Below are 25,333 nucleotides of genomic sequence, written 5' to 3'. Positions count from 1 at the left end.
AACAATTTCATAGTTCGATAATGTAATTTGTTGAATGAAACATAGTGACTATGCTAATGTTAATGGATGTATATATTTGAATGTTAAGTTAATAATAGTATGTCAGTCTATTGTATAGTCCGAGTCGAAAATCGTAAAATATTTATAATATAATTTATTAAGAAGTATAATTGCGTTTTGAGAATATATTTATTAGTGATAAACTTGTTGACAACAGAATGTGAATGAAGTATGTCATAAATATATTTATATTGATTCTACAAATGAGTAAATAAGTATAATTTTCTAACTATAAATGATAAGATATATTGTTGTAGGCCAAACAGTTTTTTAGCTAAAGGAGCGAACGAAATGGGATTTTTATCAAAAATTCTTGATGGCAATAATAAAGAAATTAAACAGTTAGGTAAACTTGCTGATAAAGTAATCGCTTTAGAAGAAAAAACGGCAATTTTAACTGATGAAGAAATTCGTAATAAAACGAAACAATTCCAAACAGAATTAGCTGACATTGATAATGTCAAAAAGCAAAATGATTATTTAGATAAAATTTTACCAGAAGCATATGCACTTGTTAGGGAAGGCTCTAAACGTGTATTCAATATGACACCATATAAAGTTCAAATTATGGGTGGTATTGCAATTCATAAAGGTGATATCGCTGAGATGAGAACAGGTGAAGGTAAAACGTTAACAGCGACAATGCCAACATACTTAAATGCATTAGCTGGTAGAGGTGTTCACGTTATTACAGTCAATGAATACTTATCAAGTGTTCAAAGTGAAGAAATGGCTGAGTTATATAACTTCTTAGGTTTGACTGTCGGATTAAACTTAAACAGTAAGACGACTGAAGAAAAACGTGAAGCATATGCGCAAGACATTACTTACAGTACTAACAATGAGTTAGGTTTTGACTATTTAAGAGATAACATGGTGAATTATTCTGAAGATAGAGTAATGCGTCCATTACATTTCGCAATCATTGATGAAGTTGACTCAATTTTAATTGATGAGGCACGTACGCCATTAATTATTTCTGGTGAAGCTGAAAAGTCAACGTCACTTTATACACAAGCAAATGTTTTTGCAAAAATGTTAAAACAGGACGAAGATTATAAATATGATGAAAAAACAAAATCAGTACATTTAACAGAACAAGGTGCGGATAAAGCTGAACGTATGTTCAAAGTTGAAAACTTATATGATGTACAAAATGTTGATGTTATTAGTCATATCAACACAGCTTTACGTGCGCACGTTACATTACAACGTGATGTAGACTATATGGTTGTTGATGGCGAAGTATTAATTGTCGATCAATTTACAGGACGTACAATGCCAGGACGTCGTTTCTCGGAAGGTTTACACCAAGCTATTGAAGCGAAGGAAGGCGTTCAAATTCAAAATGAATCTAAAACTATGGCGTCTATTACATTCCAAAACTATTTCAGAATGTACAATAAACTTGCGGGTATGACAGGTACAGCTAAAACTGAAGAAGAAGAATTTAGAAATATTTATAACATGACAGTAACTCAAATTCCGACAAATAAACCTGTGCAACGTAACGATAAGTCTGATTTAATTTACATTAGCCAAAAAGGTAAATTTGATGCAGTAGTAGAAGATGTTGTAGAAAAACACAAGGCAGGGCAACCAGTGCTATTAGGTACTGTTGCAGTTGAGACTTCAGAATATATTTCAAATTTACTTAAAAAACGCGGTATCCGTCATGATGTGTTAAATGCGAAAAATCATGAACGTGAAGCTGAAATTGTTGCAGGCGCTGGACAAAAAGGTGCCGTTACTATTGCCACTAACATGGCTGGTCGTGGTACAGATATTAAATTAGGTGAAGGCGTAGAGGAATTAGGCGGTTTAGCGGTAATAGGTACAGAACGACATGAATCTCGTCGTATTGATGACCAGTTACGTGGTCGTTCTGGACGTCAAGGTGATAAAGGGGATAGTCGCTTCTATTTATCATTACAAGATGAATTAATGATTCGTTTTGGTTCTGAACGTTTACAGAAAATGATGAGCCGACTAGGTTTAGATGACTCTACACCAATTGAATCAAAAATGGTATCAAGAGCTGTAGAATCAGCACAAAAACGTGTAGAAGGTAATAACTTCGACGCGCGTAAACGTATCTTAGAGTACGATGAAGTATTACGTAAACAACGTGAAATTATCTATAACGAAAGAAATAGTATTATTGATGAAGAAGACAGCTCTCAAGTTGTAGATGCAATGCTACGTTCAACGTTACAACGTAGTATCAATTACTATATAAATACAGCAGATGACGAGCCTGAATATCAACCATTCATCGACTACATTAATGACATTTTCTTACAAGAAGGTGACATTACAGAGGATGATATCAAAGGTAAAGATGCTGAAGATATTTTCGAAGTCGTTTGGGCTAAGATTGAAGCAGCATATCAAAGTCAAAAAGATATCTTAGAAGAACAAATGAATGAGTTTGAGCGTATGATTTTACTTCGTTCTATTGATAGCCATTGGACTGATCATATCGACACAATGGATCAATTACGTCAAGGTATTCACTTACGTTCTTATGCACAACAAAATCCATTACGAGACTATCAAAATGAAGGTCATGAATTATTTGATATCATGATGCAAAATATCGAAGAAGATACTTGTAAATTCATTTTAAAATCTGTAGTACAAGTTGAAGATAATATTGAACGTGAAAAAACAACTGAGTTTGGTGAAGCGAAGCACGTTTCAGCTGAAGATGGTAAAGAAAAAGTGAAACCGAAACCAATCGTTAAAGGCGATCAAGTTGGTCGTAACGATGATTGTCCATGTGGTAGTGGTAAAAAATTCAAAAATTGCCATGGAAAATAAATGATATAAAATAACTCCTTCCAATTAAACACCTATAGTTTGTGTTATGGGAGGAGTCTTTTTATTTTACAAGCGTTAAATACTTTAAAAAATGTGAAGAAGTTGTTAAACGTTGTTATGTACTTAGTTTAAAAAAATAGGTTTAAGCATATGTCTATGATAAATGTACTGTTTTTTAACAATAAAAGTATAAACTAATTGTCAGTGGGCTTATATTTCTTAACATTGTTATTTAACAAAATTATGTTAAAATTTAGCATTATAAAAGATATAAATCAATGACTTGAATTGAATTATAAATAGGAGCGAAGGCTATGGAATTATCAGAAATCAAACGAAATATAGATAAGTATAATCAAGATTTAACACAAATTAGGGGGTCTCTTTGACTTAGAGAACAAAGAAACTAATATTCAAGAATATGAAGAAATGATGGCAGAACCTAATTTTTGGGATAACCAAACAAAAGCGCAAGATATTATAGATAAAAATAATGCGTTAAAAGCAATAGTTAATGGTTATAAAACACTACAAGCAGAAGTAGATGACATGGATGCTACTTGGGATTTATTACAAGAAGAATTTGATGGAGAAATGAAAGAAGACTTAGAGCAAGAGGTCATTAATTTTAAGGCTAAAGTGGATGAATACGAATTGCAATTATTATTAGATGGACCTCACGATGCCAATAACGCAATTCTAGAGTTACATCCTGGTGCAGGTGGCACGGAATCTCAAGATTGGGCTAATATGCTATTTAGAATGTATCAACGTTATTGTGAGAAGAAAGGTTTTAAAGTTGAAACTGTTGATTATTTACCTGGAGATGAAGCAGGGATTAAAAGTGTAACATTGCTCATCAAAGGGCATAATGCTTATGGTTATTTAAAAGCTGAAAAAGGTGTACACCGACTAGTACGAATTTCTCCATTTGATTCATCAGGACGTCGTCATACATCATTTGCATCATGTGACGTGATTCCAGATTTTAATAATGATGAAATAGAGATTGAAATCAATCCGGATGATATTACAGTTGATACATTCAGAGCTTCTGGTGCAGGTGGTCAGCATATTAACAAAACTGAATCGGCAATACGAATTACCCATCACCCCTCAGGTATAGTTGTTAATAACCAAAATGAACGTTCTCAAATTAAAAACCGTGAAGCAGCTATGAAAATGTTAAAGTCTAAATTATATCAATTAAAATTGGAAGAGCAGGCACGTGAAATGGCTGAAATTCGTGGCGAACAAAAAGAAATCGGATGGGGAAGCCAAATTAGATCATATGTTTTCCATCCATACTCAATGGTGAAAGATCATCGTACGAACGAAGAAACAGGTAAGGTTGATGCAGTGATGGATGGAGACATTGGACCATTTATCGAATCATATTTAAGACAGACAATGTCGCACGATTAATATATATTTTAAGGGAGTGGGACAGAAATGATAAAGAGCCACTAATGATTTATTATGTAGTGGTTCTTACACATTAGCCACAGCTAATGTGTACTTAAAAATAGGAATACATGAGTAAAACTCATGCATAAGAAATACTAATTTCTATAGAAAAAGTATTTCTTTATCGTCGTCCCACCCCAACTTGCATTGTCTGTAGAAATTGGGAATCCAATTTCTCTTTGTTGGGGCCCACACCCCAACTTGCATTGCCTGTAGAATTTCTTTTCGAAATTCTCTTTGTTGGGGCCCCTGACTAGAATTGAAAAAAGCTTGTTACAAGCGCATTTTCGTTCAGTCAACTACTGCCAATATAACTTTGTAGAGCATTGAACATTGATTTATGTCTCAGGCTCTTTGGTTTTTTTAAAGGTAGCTAAATAAATTGTAAATTAGATTTTGGAATATGATTTGTTTATGAATATTTAAGTACAATTCGGTGGTTTTTGACGAAATATTATCCTTTATAAAAGTTTCGTTTGTTAAACAAATCTATGTACTGTGCATTAAGTAATATTACCTTCAACGAATTTCAATGTATTGAATTAAATGTTGAAAACGTTGTCAATCATTTGCAGTGAATACATTTTACACCGAGTAGGTAGTTTGCATTCTTTTTTATATTGTTAACCATTTGATTACATCGTTATAACAATAGCTTTTGACAAAATGTATTGTGCTATAGTATTTGCATACTTAAAATACTAACAGCAAAGGAATGACAGCAAGATGAAAAAATCTCTTACAGTGACGGTTTCGTCAGTGTTAGCTTTTTTAGCTTTAAATAATGCAGCACATGCACAACAACATGGCACACAAGTAAAAACACCTGTTCAACATAATTATGTATCAAATGTTCAAGCACAAACGCAATCACCGACAACTTATACAGTAGTTGCTGGCGATTCATTATATAAGATTGCTTTAGAGCATCACTTAACGTTGAATCAATTATATTCATACAATCCTGGTGTAACACCTTTAATTTTTCCTGGTGACGTGATTTCACTTGTGCCTCAAAATAAAGTGAAACAAACTAAAACGGTTAAATCACCAGTAAGAAAAGCAAGCCAAGCTAAAAAGGTAGTACAACAACCTGTACAACAAGCGTCTAAAAAAGTAGTAGTTAAGCAAGCACCTAAGCAAACAGTAGCTAAGACAGTTAATGTAGCATACAAACCTGCTCAAGTACAAAAATCAGTACCAACTGTACCTGTTGCACATAACTACAATAAATCAGTTGCTAACAGAGGAAACTTATATGCTTATGGAAACTGCACATATTATGCTTTCGATCGTCGTGCACAATTAGGTAGAAGTATAGGAAGTTTATGGGGCAATGCAAATAACTGGAATTACGCAGCAAAAGTTGCAGGATTTAAAGTAGATAAAACACCAGAAGTTGGCGCTATTTTCCAAACAGCTGCTGGACCATATGGACATGTTGGTGTTGTTGAATCTGTAAATCCTAATGGAACAATTACTGTTTCGGAAATGAACTATGCTGGATTTAATGTTAAATCTTCAAGAACAATTTTAAATCCAGGAAAATATAATTACATCCACTAAGTAACATATCAAGACAAGACTATCCTCTTAACCTGTTTAAGTAACAGGTTGAGAGGATTTTTTGGTATCATCTAATCAGACTTATATAAAGAAGATATTTAAATGATATTTAATTGAATGATATGTAAAAAGAAAGTATAATTTATGATTAATTAATGGAGGAGGTAATTGAGATGGGTGTACATCAATATTTTAAAAGATTATCAGATATGGAAAGACTTATAAGATTACCTGGAAAATTTAAATATTTTGAACACAATGTTGCAGCGCACTCCTTTAAAGTAACTAAAATTGCTCAATATCTAGCAACGGTTGAAGAATATCATGGACGAAAGATTAATTGGAAAAGCTTATATGAAAAAGCATTAAATCATGATTTCGCTGAAGTGTTTACTGGTGATATAAAAACACCTGTTAAATATGCGAGTAGTGAATTAAAAAAATTATTTTCGCAAGTTGAAGAAGAAATGGTAGAGACCTTTATTGAAGAAGAAATTCCATTACAATATAGAGATGTTTATAAGCAACGACTGCAAGAAGGTAAAGATGATTCATTAGAAGGCCAAATACTTTCAGTTGCTGATAAAATTGATTTGCTTTATGAAACATTTGGAGAAATACAAAAACGTAATCCCGAAGAATTATTTTTCGAAATTTATGAAATGAGTCTAGAAACAATTATTCAATTTGACCATTTAGCATCTGTACAAGATTTTATTAATAATATCATTCCAGAAATGTTGACTGAAAACTTTATACCTAGAACAGAATTAAGAGAAACAACTATGAACATTTTAAATAAAAGAAAAGAGGAAAATGAATGATATGGTATTTTAGCGCAGCATTCTTTCCATGTGTCTTGGTAGTATTGTTTAGTGTAATAACAAGAAGTAAATGGGTCGGTACTATTCTGACATTAATTTTAATTGGTGCCTCAATCTATAAAGAGTATTTCCATAACGAGTGGATTATTTTTATTGATGTGGTGTCATTATTAGCTGGTTATTTAATTATAGATCAACTCGAATTTCATAAACATCAAGATGAAGATCGCTAAGATTAACTTTAAAATAATGTTTCAAACAAATTTGTTGAAACAAAATGATGATTAATATAATGTGTATTTACATACTAAAAATAACAAGATAAACGATTTGATTTAAGGCAAGCATAGTTAGCACAACTATGTTTGTTTTTCTTTGTTCGACATTTTTACGAACAAACGTTTGCTTTTTGTGTGACTACTTTGCTAAAATATGTAATGAGAAAGCGAAGAGTTGAGCGGAAATATAAATAATACGTTGAAAGAGGAGGCATATGTGACTATGGTTGAACATTATCCTTTTAAAATACATTCTGATTTTGAGCCTCAAGGTGACCAACCGCAAGCAATTAAGGAAATCGTGGAAGGTATTAAAGCGGGGAAAAGACATCAAACTTTATTAGGTGCAACTGGCACAGGGAAAACATTTACGATGAGTAATGTTATTAAAGAAGTTGGGAAGCCAACGTTAATTATCGCGCATAACAAAACATTAGCAGGACAATTATATAGTGAGTTTAAAGAATTTTTTCCTGAAAACAGGGTGGAATACTTTGTAAGTTACTATGATTATTATCAACCTGAGGCATACGTACCGTCTACTGACACTTTTATTGAAAAAGATGCCTCAATCAATGATGAAATTGATCAACTACGACATTCTGCTACAAGTGCATTATTTGAACGCGATGATGTAATTATTATTGCTAGTGTAAGTTGTATATATGGTTTAGGTAATCCTGAAGAATATAAAGATTTAGTAGTAAGTGTTCGAGTTGGTATGGAAATGGATAGAAGTGAATTACTTAGAAAACTTGTAGATGTGCAATATACACGAAATGACATCGATTTCCAACGAGGAACGTTTCGAGTGCGTGGTGATGTTGTTGAAATATTCCCAGCCTCTAAAGAAGAACTTTGTATAAGGGTTGAGTTTTTCGGCGATGAGATTGACCGTATTCGAGAAGTTAACTACCTAACTGGTGAAGTGTTGAAAGAAAGAGAACATTTTGCGATATTCCCAGCTTCTCACTTCGTAACACGTGAAGAAAAGTTGAAAGTTGCGATTGAACGTATTGAAAAAGAATTGGAAGAACGATTGAAAGAATTACGAGATGAGAATAAATTACTAGAAGCGCAAAGGTTAGAACAGCGTACCAACTATGATTTAGAAATGATGCGAGAGATGGGATTCTGTTCAGGAATTGAAAACTATTCCGTACATTTAACTTTGCGACCACTGGGTTCGACACCATATACTTTATTGGATTACTTTGGCGATGATTGGTTAGTAATGATTGATGAATCACATGTGACATTACCGCAAGTTCGAGGCATGTATAACGGAGACAGAGCGCGTAAACAAGTTTTGGTGGATCATGGATTTAGATTACCGAGTGCATTAGATAACCGTCCTCTTAAATTTGAAGAATTTGAAGAAAAGACAAAACAACTTGTGTATGTATCTGCAACGCCTGGACCATACGAAATTGAACATACGGATAAGATGGTTGAACAAATTATTCGTCCTACTGGTTTACTGGATCCTAAGATTGAGGTTAGACCTACTGAAAATCAAATTGACGATTTATTAAGTGAAATTCAAACAAGGGTTGAGCGTAATGAACGCGTACTTGTTACAACGCTCACTAAAAAGATGAGTGAAGATTTAACCACATACATGAAAGAAGCGGGTATTAAAGTTAATTATCTGCATTCAGAAATCAAGACATTAGAACGAATCGAAATAATTAGAGACTTACGAATGGGTACATATGATGTTATCGTAGGTATTAATTTATTAAGAGAGGGTATTGATATACCAGAAGTTTCTCTAGTTGTCATATTAGATGCAGATAAAGAAGGATTTTTACGTTCTAACCGCTCATTAATTCAAACAATAGGTAGAGCTGCGCGTAACGATAAAGGTGAAGTCATTATGTATGCCGATAAAATGACTGATTCGATGAAGTATGCAATTGATGAGACACAACGTCGTCGAGAAATACAGATGAAACATAATGAAAAACATGGTATTACACCTAAAACAATTAATAAAAAAATACATGATTTAATTAGTGCTACTGTTGAAAATGACGAAAATAATGACAAAGCACAAACTGTGATACCTAAGAAGATGACGAAAAAAGAACGTCAAAAGACAATCGACAATATAGAAAAAGAAATGAAACAAGCAGCGAAAGATTTAGATTTCGAGAAAGCTACAGAATTAAGAGATATGTTATTTGAATTAAAAGCAGAAGGGTGACAAGTAAATGAAAGAACCATCCATAGTAGTAAAAGGTGCTCGTGCGCATAACTTGAAAGATATTGATATCGAACTACCTAAAAATAAATTAATTGTTATGACAGGATTATCTGGGTCAGGTAAATCGTCATTAGCATTCGATACTATATATGCTGAAGGACAACGACGTTATGTTGAATCATTAAGTGCCTATGCGCGTCAATTTTTAGGGCAAATGGACAAACCAGATGTTGATACTATTGAAGGATTATCGCCAGCAATTTCAATAGATCAAAAAACAACAAGTAAAAATCCAAGGTCAACTGTTGCAACAGTAACAGAAATATATGATTATATACGTTTGTTATATGCACGTGTTGGTAAACCTTACTGTCCAAATCACAATATAGAAATTGAATCGCAAACAGTACAACAAATGGTTGACCGCATTATGGAATTAGAGGCACGTACAAAGATTCAATTATTAGCACCTGTCATCGCTCATCGTAAAGGTAGTCATGAAAAGCTAATCGAAGATATTGGTAAAAAAGGTTATGTACGTTTAAGAATCGATGGCGAAATTGTTGATGTAAATGATGTACCTACATTAGATAAGAACAAGAATCATACAATAGAAGTTGTTGTAGACCGATTAGTTGTTAAAGATGGAATTGAAACACGACTAGCTGACTCTATAGAAACTGCGTTAGAGCTTTCAGAAGGACAATTAACAGTCGATGTCATTGACGGGGAAGACCTTAAGTTTTCAGAAAGCCACGCTTGTCCTATATGTGGATTTTCAATCGGAGAATTAGAACCAAGAATGTTTAGCTTTAACAGTCCTTTTGGTGCTTGTCCAACATGTGATGGCTTAGGTCAAAAGTTAACAGTCGATGTAGACTTGGTTGTTCCCGACAAAGATAAGACGCTAAACGAAGGTGCAATAGAACCATGGATACCGACGAGTTCTGATTTTTATCCAACATTGTTAAAACGTGTTTGTGAAGTTTATAAAATCAATATGGATAAACCTTTTAAAAAGTTAACAGAACGTCAACGTGATATTTTATTGTATGGTTCGGGTGACAAAGAAATTGAATTTACATTTACACAACGTCAGGGTGGTACTAGAAAACGAACAATGGTTTTCGAGGGTGTAGTTCCTAATATAAGTAGACGATTCCATGAATCTCCTTCAGAATATACACGTGAAATGATGAGTAAATATATGACTGAACTACCTTGCGAAACTTGTCATGGAAAGCGATTGAGTCGTGAAGCGTTATCTGTTTATGTAGGTGGTTTAAATATTGGTGAAGTAGTCGAATACTCAATTAGTCAAGCGCTGAACTATTATAAAAACATTAATTTGTCAGAACAAGATCAAGCGATTGCAAATCAAATATTGAAAGAAATTATTTCCCGACTCACTTTTTTAAATAATGTGGGACTTGAATATTTAACGCTAAACAGAGCTTCAGGTACACTTTCAGGTGGTGAAGCACAACGTATTCGATTGGCAACGCAAATTGGGTCGCGTTTGACTGGTGTCTTATATGTATTAGATGAGCCATCAATTGGACTGCATCAAAGAGATAATGATCGATTAATTAATACACTTAAAGAAATGAGAGATTTAGGAAATACTTTAATTGTAGTTGAACACGATGATGATACAATGCGTGCGGCTGATTACTTAGTGGACATAGGGCCTGGTGCTGGTGAGCATGGAGGACAGATTGTGTCTAGTGGTACACCTCAAAAGGTAATGAAAGATAAAAAATCTTTAACAGGACAATACTTGAGTGGTAAGAAACGTATTGAAGTACCTGAATATCGCAGACCGGCTTCAGATCGTAAAATTTCTATACGTGGAGCTAGAAGTAACAACCTTAAAGGGGTTGATGTGGACATACCACTTTCAATCATGACGGTCGTTACAGGTGTATCAGGTTCTGGTAAAAGCTCATTAGTAAATGAAGTATTATACAAATCATTAGCTCAAAAAATCAATAAATCTAAAGTAAAGCCAGGATTGTACGATAAAATTGAAGGTATTGATCAACTTGATAAAATTATTGATATTGATCAATCACCGATAGGTAGAACGCCACGCTCTAATCCAGCAACATATACTGGCGTGTTTGATGATATACGTGATGTGTTTGCGCAAACAAATGAAGCTAAAATTCGAGGATATCAAAAAGGTCGTTTTAGTTTTAATGTAAAAGGTGGACGCTGTGAAGCTTGTAAAGGTGACGGTATTATTAAAATTGAAATGCATTTTTTACCTGATGTTTATGTTCCTTGTGAAGTGTGTGATGGTAAACGATATAATCGCGAGACACTAGAGGTTACTTACAAAGGTAAAAATATTGCTGACATTTTAGAAATGACTGTTGAAGAAGCAACACAATTTTTTGAAAATATTCCTAAGATTAAGCGCAAGCTACAAACACTAGTTGATGTTGGTCTTGGATACGTCACATTAGGTCAACAAGCTACAACATTATCAGGTGGTGAGGCTCAACGTGTGAAACTTGCATCTGAACTTCATAAACGTTCAACTGGTAAATCTATTTATATCCTAGACGAACCGACAACAGGGTTACATGTTGACGATATTAGTAGATTATTAAAAGTATTAAACCGATTAGTTGAAAATGGTGACACTGTTGTAATTATTGAACATAACCTAGATGTTATCAAAACAGCAGACTATATTATAGACTTAGGTCCTGAAGGTGGTAGTGGCGGTGGTACTATTGTTGCGACTGGAACACCCGAAGATATTGCTCAGACAAAGTCATCATATACAGGAAAGTATTTAAAAGAAGTACTTGAACGAGATAAACAAAATACTGAAGATAAATAAGATTAAAAGAAGTGAAGGATGTTGTAAATTTATCCTTCACTTCTTTTTATTAATTTAGTAATGAATAGTAGAAAGAAAAGATGCGTAAAAAGAATTATGTTAAGATAAGGTCAATCTAGAGTAGCTAAACATAAATCGAAACTGGGAGCGGGACAGAAATGATAAAGAATCACTAATGATTTATTATGTAGTGGTTCTTTGTCATTAGCCACAGCTATTGTGTACTTAAAAATAGGAATGCATGAGTGCAACTCATGCATAAGAAATACTAATTTCTAAAGAAAAAGTATCTCTTTATGTTGGGGGCCCGCCCCAACTTGCATTGTCTGTCGAAATTGAGAATCCAATTTCTCTGTGTTGGGGCCCCGCCAACTAATTCGAATTTATCATTTTAGAGCTTAGGTCATTGATTTATGGCTCGGACTTTTATGGCGATATGAAACATGTAAATTAAGCAAGCAATAAATTAATGATTGATATTGACTTGTAAAATAATAACAATAATGAACAATTAATATTTATTTTAGCTTTTCAATGTAGATTGGTGTTATATTTTTGATATGATAAGAAGAGATGTAAGAGTAGGGATAAATACAATTGAGGTGAACCCATGTTAACGACAGAAAAACTAGTTGAAACATTAAAGTTAGATTTAATCGCTGGTGAAGAAGGGCTATCGAAGCCAATTAAAAATGCTGATATATCAAGACCGGGCTTAGAGATGGCAGGTTATTTTTCACATTATGCGTCAGATAGAATACAACTATTAGGAACAACGGAACTATCGTTTTACAATTTATTACCAGATAAGGATCGCGCAGGTCGTATGCGTAAACTATGCAGACCAGAAACGCCTGCAATTATTGTGACACGTGGATTGCAGCCACCAGAAGAATTAGTTGAAGCTGCAAAAGAATTAAATACGCCACTTATAGTTGCTAAAGATGCCACTACAAGTTTAATGAGTCGCTTAACGACGTTTTTAGAGCATGCACTTGCAAAGACGACATCTTTACATGGAGTTTTAGTAGATGTTTACGGTGTTGGTGTACTAATTACCGGTGATTCAGGAATAGGTAAAAGTGAGACTGCGTTAGAATTAGTGAAGCGTGGGCATAGATTAGTAGCAGATGATAATGTAGAAATACGTCAAATTAATAAAGATGAACTAATAGGGAAACCACCAAAGTTAATAGAACATCTATTAGAAATACGTGGACTAGGTATTATCAATGTTATGACTTTATTTGGCGCGGGTTCAATATTAACTGAAAAACGAATTAGATTAAATATTAATTTGGAAAACTGGAACAAGCAAAAGTTATATGACCGCGTAGGTCTTAATGAAGAGACGTTAAGTATTTTAGATACTGAAATAACTAAAAAAACAATACCTGTAAGACCTGGTAGAAATGTTGCGGTAATTATTGAGGTCGCTGCAATGAACTATCGATTAAATATCATGGGCATTAACACTGCCGAAGAATTTAGTGAAAGATTAAATGAAGAAATTATCAAGAACAGTCATAAGAGTGAGGAGTAGGTTGAATGGGTGGTATTGTATTTAACTATATAGATCCTGTGGCATTTAACTTAGGACCACTAAGTGTACGATGGTATGGAATTATCATTGCTGTCGGAATACTACTTGGTTACTTTGTTGCACAACGTGCACTAGTTAAAGCAGGATTACATAAAGATACTTTAGTAGATATTATTTTTTATAGTGCACTATTTGGATTTATCGCGGCACGAATCTATTTTGTAATTTTCCAATGGCCATATTACGCGGAAAATCCAGGTGAAATTATTAAAATATGGCATGGTGGTATAGCAATACATGGCGGTTTAATAGGTGGCTTTATTGCTGGTGTTATTGTATGTAAAGTGAAAAATTTAAACCCATTTCAAATTGGTGATATCGTTGCGCCAAGTATAATTTTAGCGCAAGGAATTGGACGCTGGGGTAACTTTATGAATCACGAGGCACATGGTGGACCTGTGTCACGCGCTTTTTTAGAACAATTACATTTGCCTAATTTTATAATAGAAAATATGTATATTAACGGCCAATATTATCATCCAACATTCTTATATGAATCCATTTGGGATGTCGCTGGATTTATTATCTTAGTTAATATTCGTAAACATTTAAAATTAGGAGAAACATTCTTTTTATATTTAACTTGGTATTCAATTGGTCGATTCTTTATAGAAGGATTACGTACAGATAGCTTAATGCTCACAAGTAATATTAGAGTTGCACAATTAGTATCAATTCTTTTAATTTTAATAAGTATAAGTTTAATTGTATATAGAAGGATTAAGTATAATCCACCGTTGTATAGCAAAGTTGGGGCGCTTCCATGGCCAACAAGAAAAGTGAAGTAGTGATATTTTGAGAAAATTTTTATCAAAAGAATATCATCGTACAAACCCTTTATGGCATGTATACCGTCTTATTAAATTTTCGAAAGTTTTTAAGAATGTAATCATCATTGAATTTTCGAAATTTATTCCAAGTATGGTACTGAAAAGACATATATATAAACAAATTTTAAATATTAATATCGGTAATCAATCGTCGATAGCTTATAAAGTAATGTTAGATATTTTTTATCCAGAACTGATTACGATTGGTAGTAACAGTGTTATTGGTTACAATGTAACAATTTTGACGCATGAAGCATTAGTTGATGAATTTCGTTATGGACCAGTGACGATAGGATCTAACACTTTGATTGGTGCAAATGCTACCATTTTACCCGGTATAACGATTGGTGACAATGTAAAAGTTGCAGCTGGTACGGTTGTTTCAAAAGATATACCGGATAATGGATTTGCATATGGCAACCCTATGTATATAAAAATGATTAGGAGGTGACAATTTTATGGCGCAAAAGAATAATAATGTAATTCCAATGACTTTTGATGATGCATTTTATCGTAAAATGGCTAATCAGAAGTTTAAACAAAGAGAATATAAACGAGCTGCTGAATACTTTGAAAAAGTGTTAGAATTGTCACCTGATGATCTGGAAATTCAAATTGATTATGCACAATGTCTAGTGCAACTTGGTATTGCTAAAAAAGCAGAACATTTATTTTATGACAATATTATTTATAATAGGCATCTAGAAGATAGCTTTTATGAATTGAGTCAGCTCAACATTGAAGTTAACGAACCAAACAAGGCATTCTTGTTTGGTATTAATTATGTTATTGTTAGCGACGACCAAGATTATAGAGATGAATTAGATCAAATGTTTGATGTGAAATATCAAAGTGAAGAACAAATTGAACTTGAAGCTCAATTGTTTGTAGTTCAAATACTATTCCAATATCTTTTTTCTCAAGGTCGATTAAAAGATGCAAAGAATTATGTCTTACATCAACCACAAGAAGTTCAAGATCATCGTGTCGTACGTAATTTACTGGCAATGTGTTATTTATATCTCGGCGAATATGATACGGCTAAAGCATTGTACGAAGCACTATTAAAAGAGGATAGTACAGATATATATGCATTATGCCATTATACTTTGCTACTTTATAACACTAAGGAAAATGAACAATACCAAAAGTATTTAAAAATATTAAATAAAGTTGTACCTATGAATGACGATGAAAGTTTTAAATTAGGTATTGTTTTAAGTTATTTAAAGCAGTATCGTGCTTCACAACAATTGTTGTACCCTTTATATAAAAAAGGGAAATTTTTATCAATTCAAATGTACAATGCTTTAGCATATAATTATTATTATTTAGGTGAAGAAGACGAAAGTCATTACTACTGGGATAAATTGAAGCAAATTTCTAAAGTGGAAATTGGACATGCTCCTTGGGTAATTGAAAATAGCAAAGAAGTTTTTGACCAACATATTTTGCCATTACTTCAAAGTGATGACAGTCATTATCGTTTATATGGTATTTTTTTATTGGATCAATTAAATGGTAAAGAAATTGTGATGACGGAAAGTATTTGGCAGGTTCTGGAAAATCTAAATAATTATGAGAAATTGTATTTAACGTATTTAGTTCAAGGTTTAACGCTCAATAAATTAGACTTCATTCATCGCGGCTTGTTAACGCTTTACCATAATGAATTATTTGTAAGTGAAAATGATTTAATGGTTGCATGGATTAATCAAGGTGAACTCATAATTGCTGAAAAAGTAGATTTAACTGATGTTGAGCCATATATCGGTGCGTTTATTTATTTGTATTTTAAAAATCAACCTCGAAACGTTACAAAGAAGCAAATTACAACATGGTTAGGCATAACACAATATAAACTGAACAAAATGATTGAATTTCTCTTGAGCATATAGATTTATGAAAAGTTAGATTTATTATATAATGCGCATAATGATTAATAATGAGGAGGCGTTAATAAAATGACTGAAATAGATTTTGATATAGCAATTATCGGTGCAGGTCCAGCTGGTATGACTGCTGCAGTATACGCATCACGTGCTAATTTAAAAACAGTTATGATTGAAAGAGGTATTCCAGGCGGTCAAATGGCTAATACAGAAGAAGTAGAGAACTTCCCTGGTTTCGAAATGATTACAGGTCCAGATTTATCTACAAAAATGTTTGAACACGCTAAAAAGTTTGGTGCAGTTTATCAATATGGAGATATTAAATCTGTAGAAGATAAAGGCGAATATAAAGTGATTAACTTTGGTAACAAAGAATTAACAGCTAAAGCGGTCATTATTGCTACAGGTGCAGAATACAAGAAAATTGGTGTTCCGGGTGAACAAGAACTTGGTGGACGCGGTGTAAGTTATTGTGCAGTATGTGATGGTGCATTCTTTAAAAATAAACGCCTATTCGTTATCGGTGGTGGTGACTCAGCAGTAGAAGAGGGAACATTCTTAACTAAATTTGCTGACAAAGTAACAATCGTTCACCGTCGTGATGAGTTACGTGCACAACGTATTTTACAAGATAGAGCATTCAAAAATGATAAAATAGACTTTATTTGGAGCCATACTTTGAAATCAATTAATGAAAAAGACGGCAAAGTGGGTTCTGTGACATTAACGTCTACAAAAGATGGTTCAGAAGAAACACACGAGGCTGATGGTGTATTCATCTATATTGGTATGAAACCATTAACAGCACCATTTAAAGACTTAGGTATTACAAATGATGTTGGTTATATTGTGACAAAAGATGATATGACAACATCAGTACCAGGTATTTTTGCAGCAGGAGATGTTCGCGACAAAGGTTTACGCCAAATTGTCACTGCTACTGGCGATGGTAGTATTGCAGCACAAAGTGCAGCGGAATATATTGAACATTTAAACGATCAAGCTTAAATCGAAGTCGAATTAAGATGTTGCGTTGTAAATTATTTGGATATTTATTTTAATAGTGACATCACATTGTTAAAATAATGTCTTACTTTTAAATTAAAGCAAATTATATAGAAAACTAGAACTTAGTACGTATCATTTGTGCGTTTCAATGAGTTCTAGTTTTTTTATATGTTATATTAAACTTATAACTTTATGGGAGTGGGACAGAAATGATAAAGAGCCACTAATGATTTATTATGTAGTGGTTCTTACACATTAGCCACAGCTAATGTGTACTTAAAAATAGGAATACATGAGTAAAACTCATGCATAAGAAATACTAATTTCTATAGAAAAAGTATTTCTTTATCGTTGTCCCGCCCCAACTTGCACATTATTGTAAGCTGGCGGAAAGTCAGCTTCTGTGTTGGGGCCCACCCCCCAACTCGCATTGCCTGTAGAATTTCTTTTCGAAATTCTCTGTGTTGGGGCCCCACCCCAACTTGCACATTATTGTAAGCTGACTTTACGTCAGCTTCTTTGTTGGGGCCCCTGACTATAATTGAAAAAAGCTTGTTGCAAGCGCATTTTCATTCAGTCAACTACTAGCAATATAATATTATAGACCCTAGGACATTGATTTATGTCCCAATCTCCTTTTAAATGATGTATATTTTTAGAAATTTAATCTAGACATAGTTTAAAATAAATATAAAACATCGTTGCTTAATTTTGTCATAGAACATTTAAATTAACATCATGAAATTCGTTTTGGCGGTGAAAAAATAATGGATAATAATGAAAAAGAAAAAAGTAAAAGTGAATTATTAGTTGTCACAGGTTTATCTGGCGCAGGTAAATCTTTGGTTATTCAATGTTTAGAAGACATGGGATATTTTTGTGTAGATAATCTACCACCAGTGTTATTGCCTAAATTTGTAGAGTTGATGGAACAAGGAAATCCATCCTTAAGAAAAGTGGCAATTGCAATTGATTTAAGAGGTAAGGAACTATTTAATTCATTAGTTGCAGTAGTGGATAAAGTCAAAAGTGAAAGTGACGTCATCATTGATGTTATGTTTTTAGAAGCTAGTACTGAAAAATTAATTTCAAGATATAAGGAAACGCGTCGTGCACATCCTTTGATGGAACAAGGTAAAAAATCGTTAATCAATGCAATTAATGATGAGCGAGAGCATTTGTCTCAAATTAGAAGTATAGCTAATTTTGTTATAGATACTACAAAGTTATCACCTAAAGAATTAAAAGAACGCATTCGTCGATACTATGAAGATGAAGAGTTTGAAACTTTTACAATTAATGTCACAAGTTTCGGTTTTAAACATGGGATTCAGATGGATGCAGATTTAGTATTTGATGTACGATTTTTACCAAATCCATATTATGTAGTAGATTTAAGACCTTTAACAGGATTAGATAAAGACGTTTATAATTATGTTATGAAATGGAAAGAGACAGAGATTTTCTTTGAAAAATTAACTGATTTGTTAGATTTTATGATACCTGGGTATAAAAAAGAAGGGAAATCTCAATTAGTAATTGCCATCGGTTGTACGGGTGGACAACATAGATCTGTAGCATTAGCAGAACGACTAGGTAATTATCTAAATGAAGTATTTGAATATAATGTTTATGTGCATCATAGGGACGCACATATTGAAAGTGGCGAGAAAAAATGAGACAAATAAAAGTTGTACTTATCGGTGGTGGCACTGGCTTATCAGTTATGGCTAGGGGATTAAGAGAATTCCCAATTGATATTACAGCGATTGTAACAGTTGCTGATAATGGTGGGAGTACAGGGAAAATCAGAGATGAAATGGATATACCAGCACCAGGAGACATCAGAAATGTGATTGCAGCTTTAAGTGATTCTGAGTCAGTTTTAAGCCAACTTTTTCAGTATCGTTTTGAAGAAAATCAAATTAGCGGTCACTCATTAGGTAATTTATTAATCGCAGGTATGACTAATATTATGAATGATTTCGGACATGCCATTAAAGCATTAAGTAAAATTTTAAATATTAAAGGTAGAGTCATTCCATCTACAAATACAAGTGTGCAATTAAATGCTGTTATGGAAGATGGAGAAATTGTTTTTGGAGAAACAAATATTCCTAAAAAACATAAAAAAATTGATCGTGTGTTTTTAGAACCTAACGATGTGCAACCAATGGAAGAAGCAATCGATGCTTTAAGGGAAGCAGATTTAATCGTTCTTGGACCAGGGTCATTATATACGAGCGTTATTTCTAACTTATGTGTCAATGGTATTTCAGATGCATTAATTCATTCTGATGCGCCTAAGCTATATGTATCTAATGTGATGACGCAACCTGGGGAAACAGATGGTTATAGCGTGAAAGATCATATCGACGCGATTCATAGACAAGCCGGACAACCGTTTATTGATTATGTCATTTGTAGTACACAAACTTTCAATGCTCAAGTTTTGAAAAAATATGAAGAAAAACATTCTAAACCAGTTGAAGTTAATAAGGCTGAACTAGAAAAAGAAAGCATAAATGTAAAAACATCTTCTAATTTAGTTGAAATTTCTGAAAATCATTTAGTAAGACATAATACTAAAGTGTTATCGACAATGATTTATGACATAGCTTTAGAATTAATTAGTACTATTTCTTTCGTACCAAGTGATAAACGTAAATAATATAGAACGTAATCATATTATGATATGATAATAGAGCTGTATAAAAATGAAAATAGACAGTGGTTCTAAGGTGAATCATGTTTTAAATAAGAAAGGAATGACTGTACGATGAGCTTTGCATCAGAAATGAAAAATGAATTAACTAGAATAGACGTCGATGAAATGAATGCAAAAGCAGAGCTCAGTGCACTGATTCGAATGAATGGTGCACTTAGTCTTTCAAATCAACAATTTGTTATAAATGTTCAAACGGAAAATGCAACAACGGCAAGACGTATTTATTCGTTGATTAAACGTGTCTTTAATGTGGAAGTTGAAATATTAGTCCGTAAAAAAATGAAACTTAAAAAAAATAATATTTATATTTGTCGTACAAAGATGAAAGCGAAAGAAATTCTTGATGAATTAGGAATTTTAAAAGACGGCATTTTTACGCATGAAATTGATCATTCAATGATTCAAGATGACGAAATGAGACGTAGTTACTTGAGAGGAGCTTTTCTGGCAGGTGGCTCAGTGAATAACCCTGAAACATCTTCATACCATTTGGAAATTTTTTCTCAAAATGAGAGTCATGCAGAAGGCTTAACGAAACTAATGAATAGTTATGAGTTGAATGCCAAACATTTAGAGCGAAAAAAAGGAAGTATTACGTATTTAAAAGAAGCGGAAAAGATTTCGGATTTTCTTAGTTTGATAGGTGGCTATCAAGCGTTATTAAAATTTGAAGACGTACGTATTGTAAGAGATATGCGTAATTCTGTTAACCGACTCGTTAATTGTGAAACGGCAAATCTAAATAAAACAGTTAGTGCTGCGATGAAACAAGTTGAGAGCATTAAATTGATTGATAAAGAAATTGGTATTGAAAATTTACCAGACAGGTTGAGAGAGATTGCTAGAATTCGAGTAGAACATCAAGAAATTTCGTTGAAAGAGCTTGGAGAAATGGTATCAACTGGTCCAATTTCAAAATCAGGTGTAAATCATCGATTAAGAAAACTTAATGATTTAGCCGATAAGATTAGAAATGGTGAACAAATAGAATTATAAGTAAGAAGGTGTTTTTGGTATTGAATTATCAAAAATACCTTTTTTATGATTAAAAAGTGTTTAATGAATAATAGTCGACTAACCATTAAATTAAGCTGGGAAGTTTAATGAAGGAAATTCAATAACCAAGCGTTACCTAATTTTCTCATTAAGTAGCATCATATATATCAATTTGGTCATAAGAAAATATGAATGTGATAATTAATTGAGTCCCTGAAAGTCCCTGATCATAGACAAAAAATCAACATAAAAAGAATCCCGACATTGCGGGATTCTCTGTATTGAAAAGTATTGTATTTTATTAAAATGCCTCCTTGAAGGGAATCGAACCCCTATCTTAAGAACCGGAATCTTACGTGTTATCCATTACACCACAAGGAGTAAATGTGTTAATCAAATCACTGTACTATGAGAAGTAAAATAAGTACAATCTAAAATAGATATTATCAGTTTACAAAGGAAAGAGACAAGCGTCAAACAATGTAACTATTTAAAGTCAAAGTGTTTGACCAAATTTGACTTAATATGTAAAATAATGAGTAACAGTTATTACAAGGAGGAAATATAGATGAATTTAATTCCTACAGTTATTGAAACAACAAATCGCGGTGAACGTGCATACGATATATACTCACGTTTATTAAAAGACCGTATTATTATGTTAGGTTCACAAATTGATGACAACGTAGCAAATTCAATCGTATCACAGTTATTATTCTTACAAGCACAAGACTCAGAGAAAGATATTTATTTATACATTAATTCACCCGGTGGAAGTGTAACAGCTGGTTTTGCGATTTATGATACAATTCAACACATTAAACCTGATGTTCAAACAATTTGTATCGGTATGGCTGCATCAATGGGATCATTCTTATTAGCAGCTGGTGCTAAAGGTAAACGTTTTGCGTTACCAAATGCAGAAGTAATGATTCACCAACCATTAGGTGGTGCTCAAGGACAAGCAACTGAAATTGAAATTGCTGCAAATCACATTTTAAAAACACGTGAAAAATTAAATCGCATTTTATCAGAGCGTACTGGTCAAAGTATTGAAAAAATACAAAAAGACACAGATCGTGATAACTTCTTAACTGCAGAAGAAGCTAAAGAATATGGCTTAATTGATGAAGTGATGGTACCTGAAACAAAATAATTCAAAGTAAAGAGTAGACTAAGCAGTCTGCTCTTTTTGTATGATTAAACCAATTTATAAATAAATCGTTCAAAATATTTTGAGTAAAAGCAAAAAATAACGGGTAAAAATATTTATAAGAATTTAATTAGACACGTTACGTCTGCGGTTCTACAATCTAAAAAATATAAAGGATGATTTTATGAAAGGCATTGAATTACTTAACAATCCATTTTTAAACAAAGGTACAGCTTTTACTAACGAAGAAAGAAAACAGTTAGGGCTTGAAGGATTATTACCTGCGAATGTTCGAACTTTAGAACAACAAGCAGAACAATGTTATGAACAATTCAAGGCGAAACAAACCGATTTTGAGAAACGTTTATTTTTAATGGCAATTTTTAATCGTAATCGTACATTGTTTTACAAATTGACTTCTGAGCATTTAGTTGAATTTATGCCAATTATTTATGACCCTGTTATTGCACAATCGATTGAACAATATAATGAGAATTTCAGTAGACCCCAAGATGCAGTATTTTTATCTGTTGATAGACAAGACCAAATTGAACAAGAATTGCGCAACGTTGCAAATGGCAGAGATATTCGATTAATCGTAGTAACAGATGCGGAAGGTATATTAGGTATCGGCGATTGGGGCGTTGATGGTGTAGATATTGCGATAGGAAAATTAATAGTATATACAGCGGCAGCTGGAATAAATCCCGCACAAGTATTACCTGTATCTTTAGATGTAGGTACTAATAATGAACAATTACTGAATGATGAACTTTATTTAGGAAATCGTCATAAACGTGTCGATGATGAGACATATTACACATTTGTAGATAAATTTGTGAGTGCAGTGCGTAAAGAATATCCTAATGCACTATTACATTGGGAAGATTTTGGTAGAGGGCATGCTAAAAATATTTTAGATAAATATGAAGATACTTTACCAACATTTAATGATGATATTCAAGGTACAGGTATAGTTACATTAGCCGGCGTACTAGGTGCATTAAATATTTCTAAAGTAGACTATACGAATCAGACGTTCTTAGTTTATGGTGGTGGTACAGCTGGTATGGGTATTACCAATATTTTAAAAGATGAACTAATTAAACAGGATGTTTCAGAAGATAAAGCAAATCAGCATTTCTATATTATGGATAAACAAGGATTGTTGTTTGATGATATGGATGACTTAACTGAAGCTCAACAAGTATTTGCTAAAAATAGGAATGAATTTTCAAATACAGTAAACTGGAAAAATTTAAAAGAAGTAATTGAAAATATTAAGCCTACTGTTTTAATCGGTACATCAACTCAAACAGGTGCATTTACAGAAGATGCAGTAAAAGAGATGTTAAAACATACAGAACGTCCAATGATTTTCCCATTGTCTAATCCTACAAAATTAGCAGAAGCAACTGCACAAGATTTATTAAAATGGACTAATGGAAAAGCATTAATTGGAACTGGTATCCCATATAATGACATTGAATACAATGGTGTGAATTACAGTATTGGTCAAGCAAATAATGCATTGATGTATCCTGGTTTAGGTTTGGGTCTTATTGCGTCAAAAGCGAAGAAAGTAAATCAACAGATTCTATCAGCTGCGAGTCATGCACTTGGTGGCATGGTCAATCCAGATGAACCAGGAGCTGCAGTCTTACCACCTGTTGAGAAAATACATCAATGTTCTCGTGCCATAGCCAAAGCGGTTGCACAAAGTGTCATTGATCAAGGATTAAACGCTGAAACTATTGATGATATTGATGAAGCAATTGAAGCTGAAATTTGGTATCCTGAATACAAATCATACATTTAATTTTATAAAGTAGTAAAAGGTCATTTGAACATTTTGTTTCAAGTGGCCTTTTCGTATTTACTTTAAAATTAATCAACCAATATTCATAAGTGACTTTAAAGTTATATCTATATGTAATATCAGCAAATAGAAAAGTCTAGAGAGATTTAACGAATTATCTCCTAGACTTTTTGCTTGAAGTGGAGTAGGAGAGATCAATGTCCCACTCACTTACTAATTAAATCTTCAAGTGCCATTTTTAAATTACTATATTTAAATTGGAATCCCAATGCTTGAATTTTATTAGGTAATACTTTTTGAGTATCCAATACTACTGTTGACATTTGACCAAGTATGAGACGCATTGCAAGACTTGGTACCCAAGTTTCATGAGGCTTATGCATAGCTCTTGCTAAAGTGTAGCCAAATAAATTTTGACGCTCAGGTATAGGTGCAGTTAAATTAAACGGACCACTAGCTGACTCGTTATTTATTAAAAATAAAATAGCTTGAATTAAATCATTGATATGAATCCATGAATACCATTGTTGACCAGAACCTAATTTACCACCAATGTAATATTCGTATGGTAGTTTCATTGTTTGTAACGCACCGCCTTCATTCGATAAAATTATACCGAAACGACCGATGACAACTCGTGTACCTAATTGTTCAAATTGTTGTGCGAAACGTTCCCATTGATACACAATATCTGATAAGAAATCAAATGGTAAAGTTTTATAAACTTCTGTGTAACTCATAAATAAATCAGGAGGATAGTAACCAGTGGCACTAGCATTAAATAAAACTTTAGGTGCTTTATTACGTGATTTAAACAATTCATATAAAGCTTGCGTAGATTGAATTCTACTTAGCATTAGCGTTTGTTTATATTCCGGTGTCCATCGTTTATTCAATGTAGCACCTGCTAAGTTGATGACCACATCGATATTTTGAGGAACTTTGTGTTCCCACCCAGATTTAGCCCAGTTGACATATGAAATTTTCTTATTATTTGAAATTTGGTCGTGTCGCGTTAATATCGTGATATGTGAATCTGATTTTTTGATTTCATTAACTAATTGAGATCCAACCATACCAGTCCCACCAGTAATTAAGTATTGTTTCATTATCATTCACCCCATGTAATTTTGTATTTAGTTACTATTTAATAATCATTATTGTTGTTCAAAGGTTATACATTATTTAGACAATAATATGTCAATAACTTTTTTTGAATTGTA

At 33.0% G+C, this 25,333-nt stretch carries 19 protein-coding genes; 18 read left to right on the top strand and 1 reads right to left on the bottom strand.

Annotated features, from left to right (window positions below; translation table 11 throughout):
• The first annotated feature begins 351 nt into the window (after positions 1 to 351).
• From secA to NST10_RS06025, 18 genes are all read left to right on the top strand, one after another.
• Entirely contained in the window at positions 352 to 2,883 is a 2,532-nt protein-coding gene (gene secA / locus NST10_RS06110; protein ID WP_000506536.1) for a preprotein translocase subunit SecA, read from the top strand.
• Positions 2,884 to 2,924: 41 nt separating this feature from the next.
• Positions 2,925 to 3,023: a hypothetical protein gene (locus NST10_RS06105; RefSeq protein ID WP_001791369.1), complete on the top strand. Its 99-nt coding sequence runs from the start codon at positions 2,925 to 2,927 to the stop codon at positions 3,021 to 3,023.
• Between the two features lie 174 nt (positions 3,024 to 3,197).
• A protein-coding gene (gene prfB, locus NST10_RS06100; RefSeq protein ID WP_098827697.1) for a peptide chain release factor 2 occupies positions 3,198 to 4,308 on the top strand; the annotation gives its coding sequence in 2 pieces (ribosomal slippage) (positions 3,198 to 3,269 and positions 3,271 to 4,308; 1,110 coding nt in all).
• 768 nt (positions 4,309 to 5,076) lie between these two features.
• The gene (locus NST10_RS06095) at positions 5,077 to 5,916 is read left to right on the top strand and encodes a CHAP domain-containing protein (RefSeq protein WP_000749385.1); all 840 of its coding nucleotides are present in this window, start codon (positions 5,077 to 5,079) and stop codon (positions 5,914 to 5,916) included.
• Between the two features lie 173 nt (positions 5,917 to 6,089).
• Positions 6,090 to 6,740, top strand: a complete 651-nt coding sequence (locus NST10_RS06090) for a YfbR-like 5'-deoxynucleotidase (RefSeq protein ID WP_000538141.1) — start codon at positions 6,090 to 6,092, stop codon at positions 6,738 to 6,740.
• Entirely contained in the window at positions 6,737 to 6,973 is a 237-nt protein-coding gene (locus NST10_RS06085) for a CsbA family protein (protein WP_000638419.1), read from the top strand. Before NST10_RS06090 ends, NST10_RS06085 begins: the two co-directional genes overlap by 4 nt.
• Before the next feature lie 268 nt (positions 6,974 to 7,241).
• Positions 7,242 to 9,227: an excinuclease ABC subunit UvrB gene (uvrB, locus tag NST10_RS06080; protein ID WP_000229253.1), complete on the top strand. Its 1,986-nt coding sequence runs from the start codon at positions 7,242 to 7,244 to the stop codon at positions 9,225 to 9,227.
• Positions 9,228 to 9,234: 7 nt separating this feature from the next.
• Positions 9,235 to 12,081 (top strand): excinuclease ABC subunit UvrA, encoded by a 2,847-nt coding sequence (gene uvrA, locus NST10_RS06075; protein ID WP_000662687.1) that lies wholly within the window; start codon positions 9,235 to 9,237, stop codon positions 12,079 to 12,081.
• A 610-nt stretch (positions 12,082 to 12,691) separates the two neighbouring features.
• Positions 12,692 to 13,624 (top strand): HPr(Ser) kinase/phosphatase, encoded by a 933-nt coding sequence (gene hprK / locus NST10_RS06070; protein WP_000958224.1) that lies wholly within the window; start codon positions 12,692 to 12,694, stop codon positions 13,622 to 13,624.
• A 5-nt stretch (positions 13,625 to 13,629) separates the two neighbouring features.
• Positions 13,630 to 14,472, top strand: a complete 843-nt coding sequence (lgt, locus tag NST10_RS06065; RefSeq protein ID WP_000508984.1) for a prolipoprotein diacylglyceryl transferase — start codon at positions 13,630 to 13,632, stop codon at positions 14,470 to 14,472.
• Positions 14,473 to 14,479: 7 nt separating this feature from the next.
• Positions 14,480 to 14,965: a DapH/DapD/GlmU-related protein gene (locus NST10_RS06060; RefSeq protein ID WP_339211860.1), complete on the top strand. Its 486-nt coding sequence runs from the start codon at positions 14,480 to 14,482 to the stop codon at positions 14,963 to 14,965.
• A gap of 7 nt (positions 14,966 to 14,972) precedes the next feature.
• Entirely contained in the window at positions 14,973 to 16,412 is a 1,440-nt protein-coding gene (locus NST10_RS06055) for a tetratricopeptide repeat protein (protein ID WP_000057557.1), read from the top strand.
• 66 nt (positions 16,413 to 16,478) lie between these two features.
• A complete protein-coding gene (gene trxB, locus NST10_RS06050; RefSeq protein WP_000134963.1) occupies positions 16,479 to 17,414 on the top strand; it encodes a thioredoxin-disulfide reductase in 936 nt (311 codons plus the stop codon).
• Positions 17,415 to 18,181: 767 nt separating this feature from the next.
• Positions 18,182 to 19,093 (top strand): RNase adapter RapZ, encoded by a 912-nt coding sequence (gene rapZ / locus NST10_RS06045; protein ID WP_000369719.1) that lies wholly within the window; start codon positions 18,182 to 18,184, stop codon positions 19,091 to 19,093.
• The gene (locus NST10_RS06040) at positions 19,090 to 20,085 is read left to right on the top strand and encodes a YvcK family protein (protein WP_303661562.1); all 996 of its coding nucleotides are present in this window, start codon (positions 19,090 to 19,092) and stop codon (positions 20,083 to 20,085) included. Before rapZ ends, NST10_RS06040 begins: the two co-directional genes overlap by 4 nt.
• 108 nt (positions 20,086 to 20,193) lie before the next feature.
• Positions 20,194 to 21,138 (top strand): DNA-binding protein WhiA, encoded by a 945-nt coding sequence (gene whiA / locus NST10_RS06035; protein WP_000006551.1) that lies wholly within the window; start codon positions 20,194 to 20,196, stop codon positions 21,136 to 21,138.
• A gap of 568 nt (positions 21,139 to 21,706) precedes the next feature.
• Positions 21,707 to 22,294 (top strand): ATP-dependent Clp endopeptidase proteolytic subunit ClpP, encoded by a 588-nt coding sequence (gene clpP, locus NST10_RS06030; RefSeq protein WP_001049165.1) that lies wholly within the window; start codon positions 21,707 to 21,709, stop codon positions 22,292 to 22,294.
• Between the two features lie 181 nt (positions 22,295 to 22,475).
• A complete protein-coding gene (locus NST10_RS06025; protein WP_000675909.1) occupies positions 22,476 to 24,110 on the top strand; it encodes a malolactic enzyme in 1,635 nt (544 codons plus the stop codon).
• A gap of 206 nt (positions 24,111 to 24,316) precedes the next feature.
• On the opposite strand, the gene NST10_RS06020 is transcribed toward NST10_RS06025, so the two are convergent.
• Positions 24,317 to 25,219 (bottom strand): TIGR01777 family oxidoreductase, encoded by a 903-nt coding sequence (locus NST10_RS06020; RefSeq protein WP_000816311.1) that lies wholly within the window; start codon positions 25,217 to 25,219, stop codon positions 24,317 to 24,319.
• Between the last annotated feature and the right edge of the window lie 114 nt (positions 25,220 to 25,333).

The sequence above is a fragment of the Staphylococcus sp. FSL W8-0305 genome (genome assembly GCF_037966415.1).
Taxonomy (GTDB): domain Bacteria; phylum Bacillota; class Bacilli; order Staphylococcales; family Staphylococcaceae; genus Staphylococcus; species Staphylococcus aureus.
The sequence above is the reverse complement of the archived record's forward strand: the minus strand, read 5'-3'. Positions and strand labels throughout refer to the sequence as shown.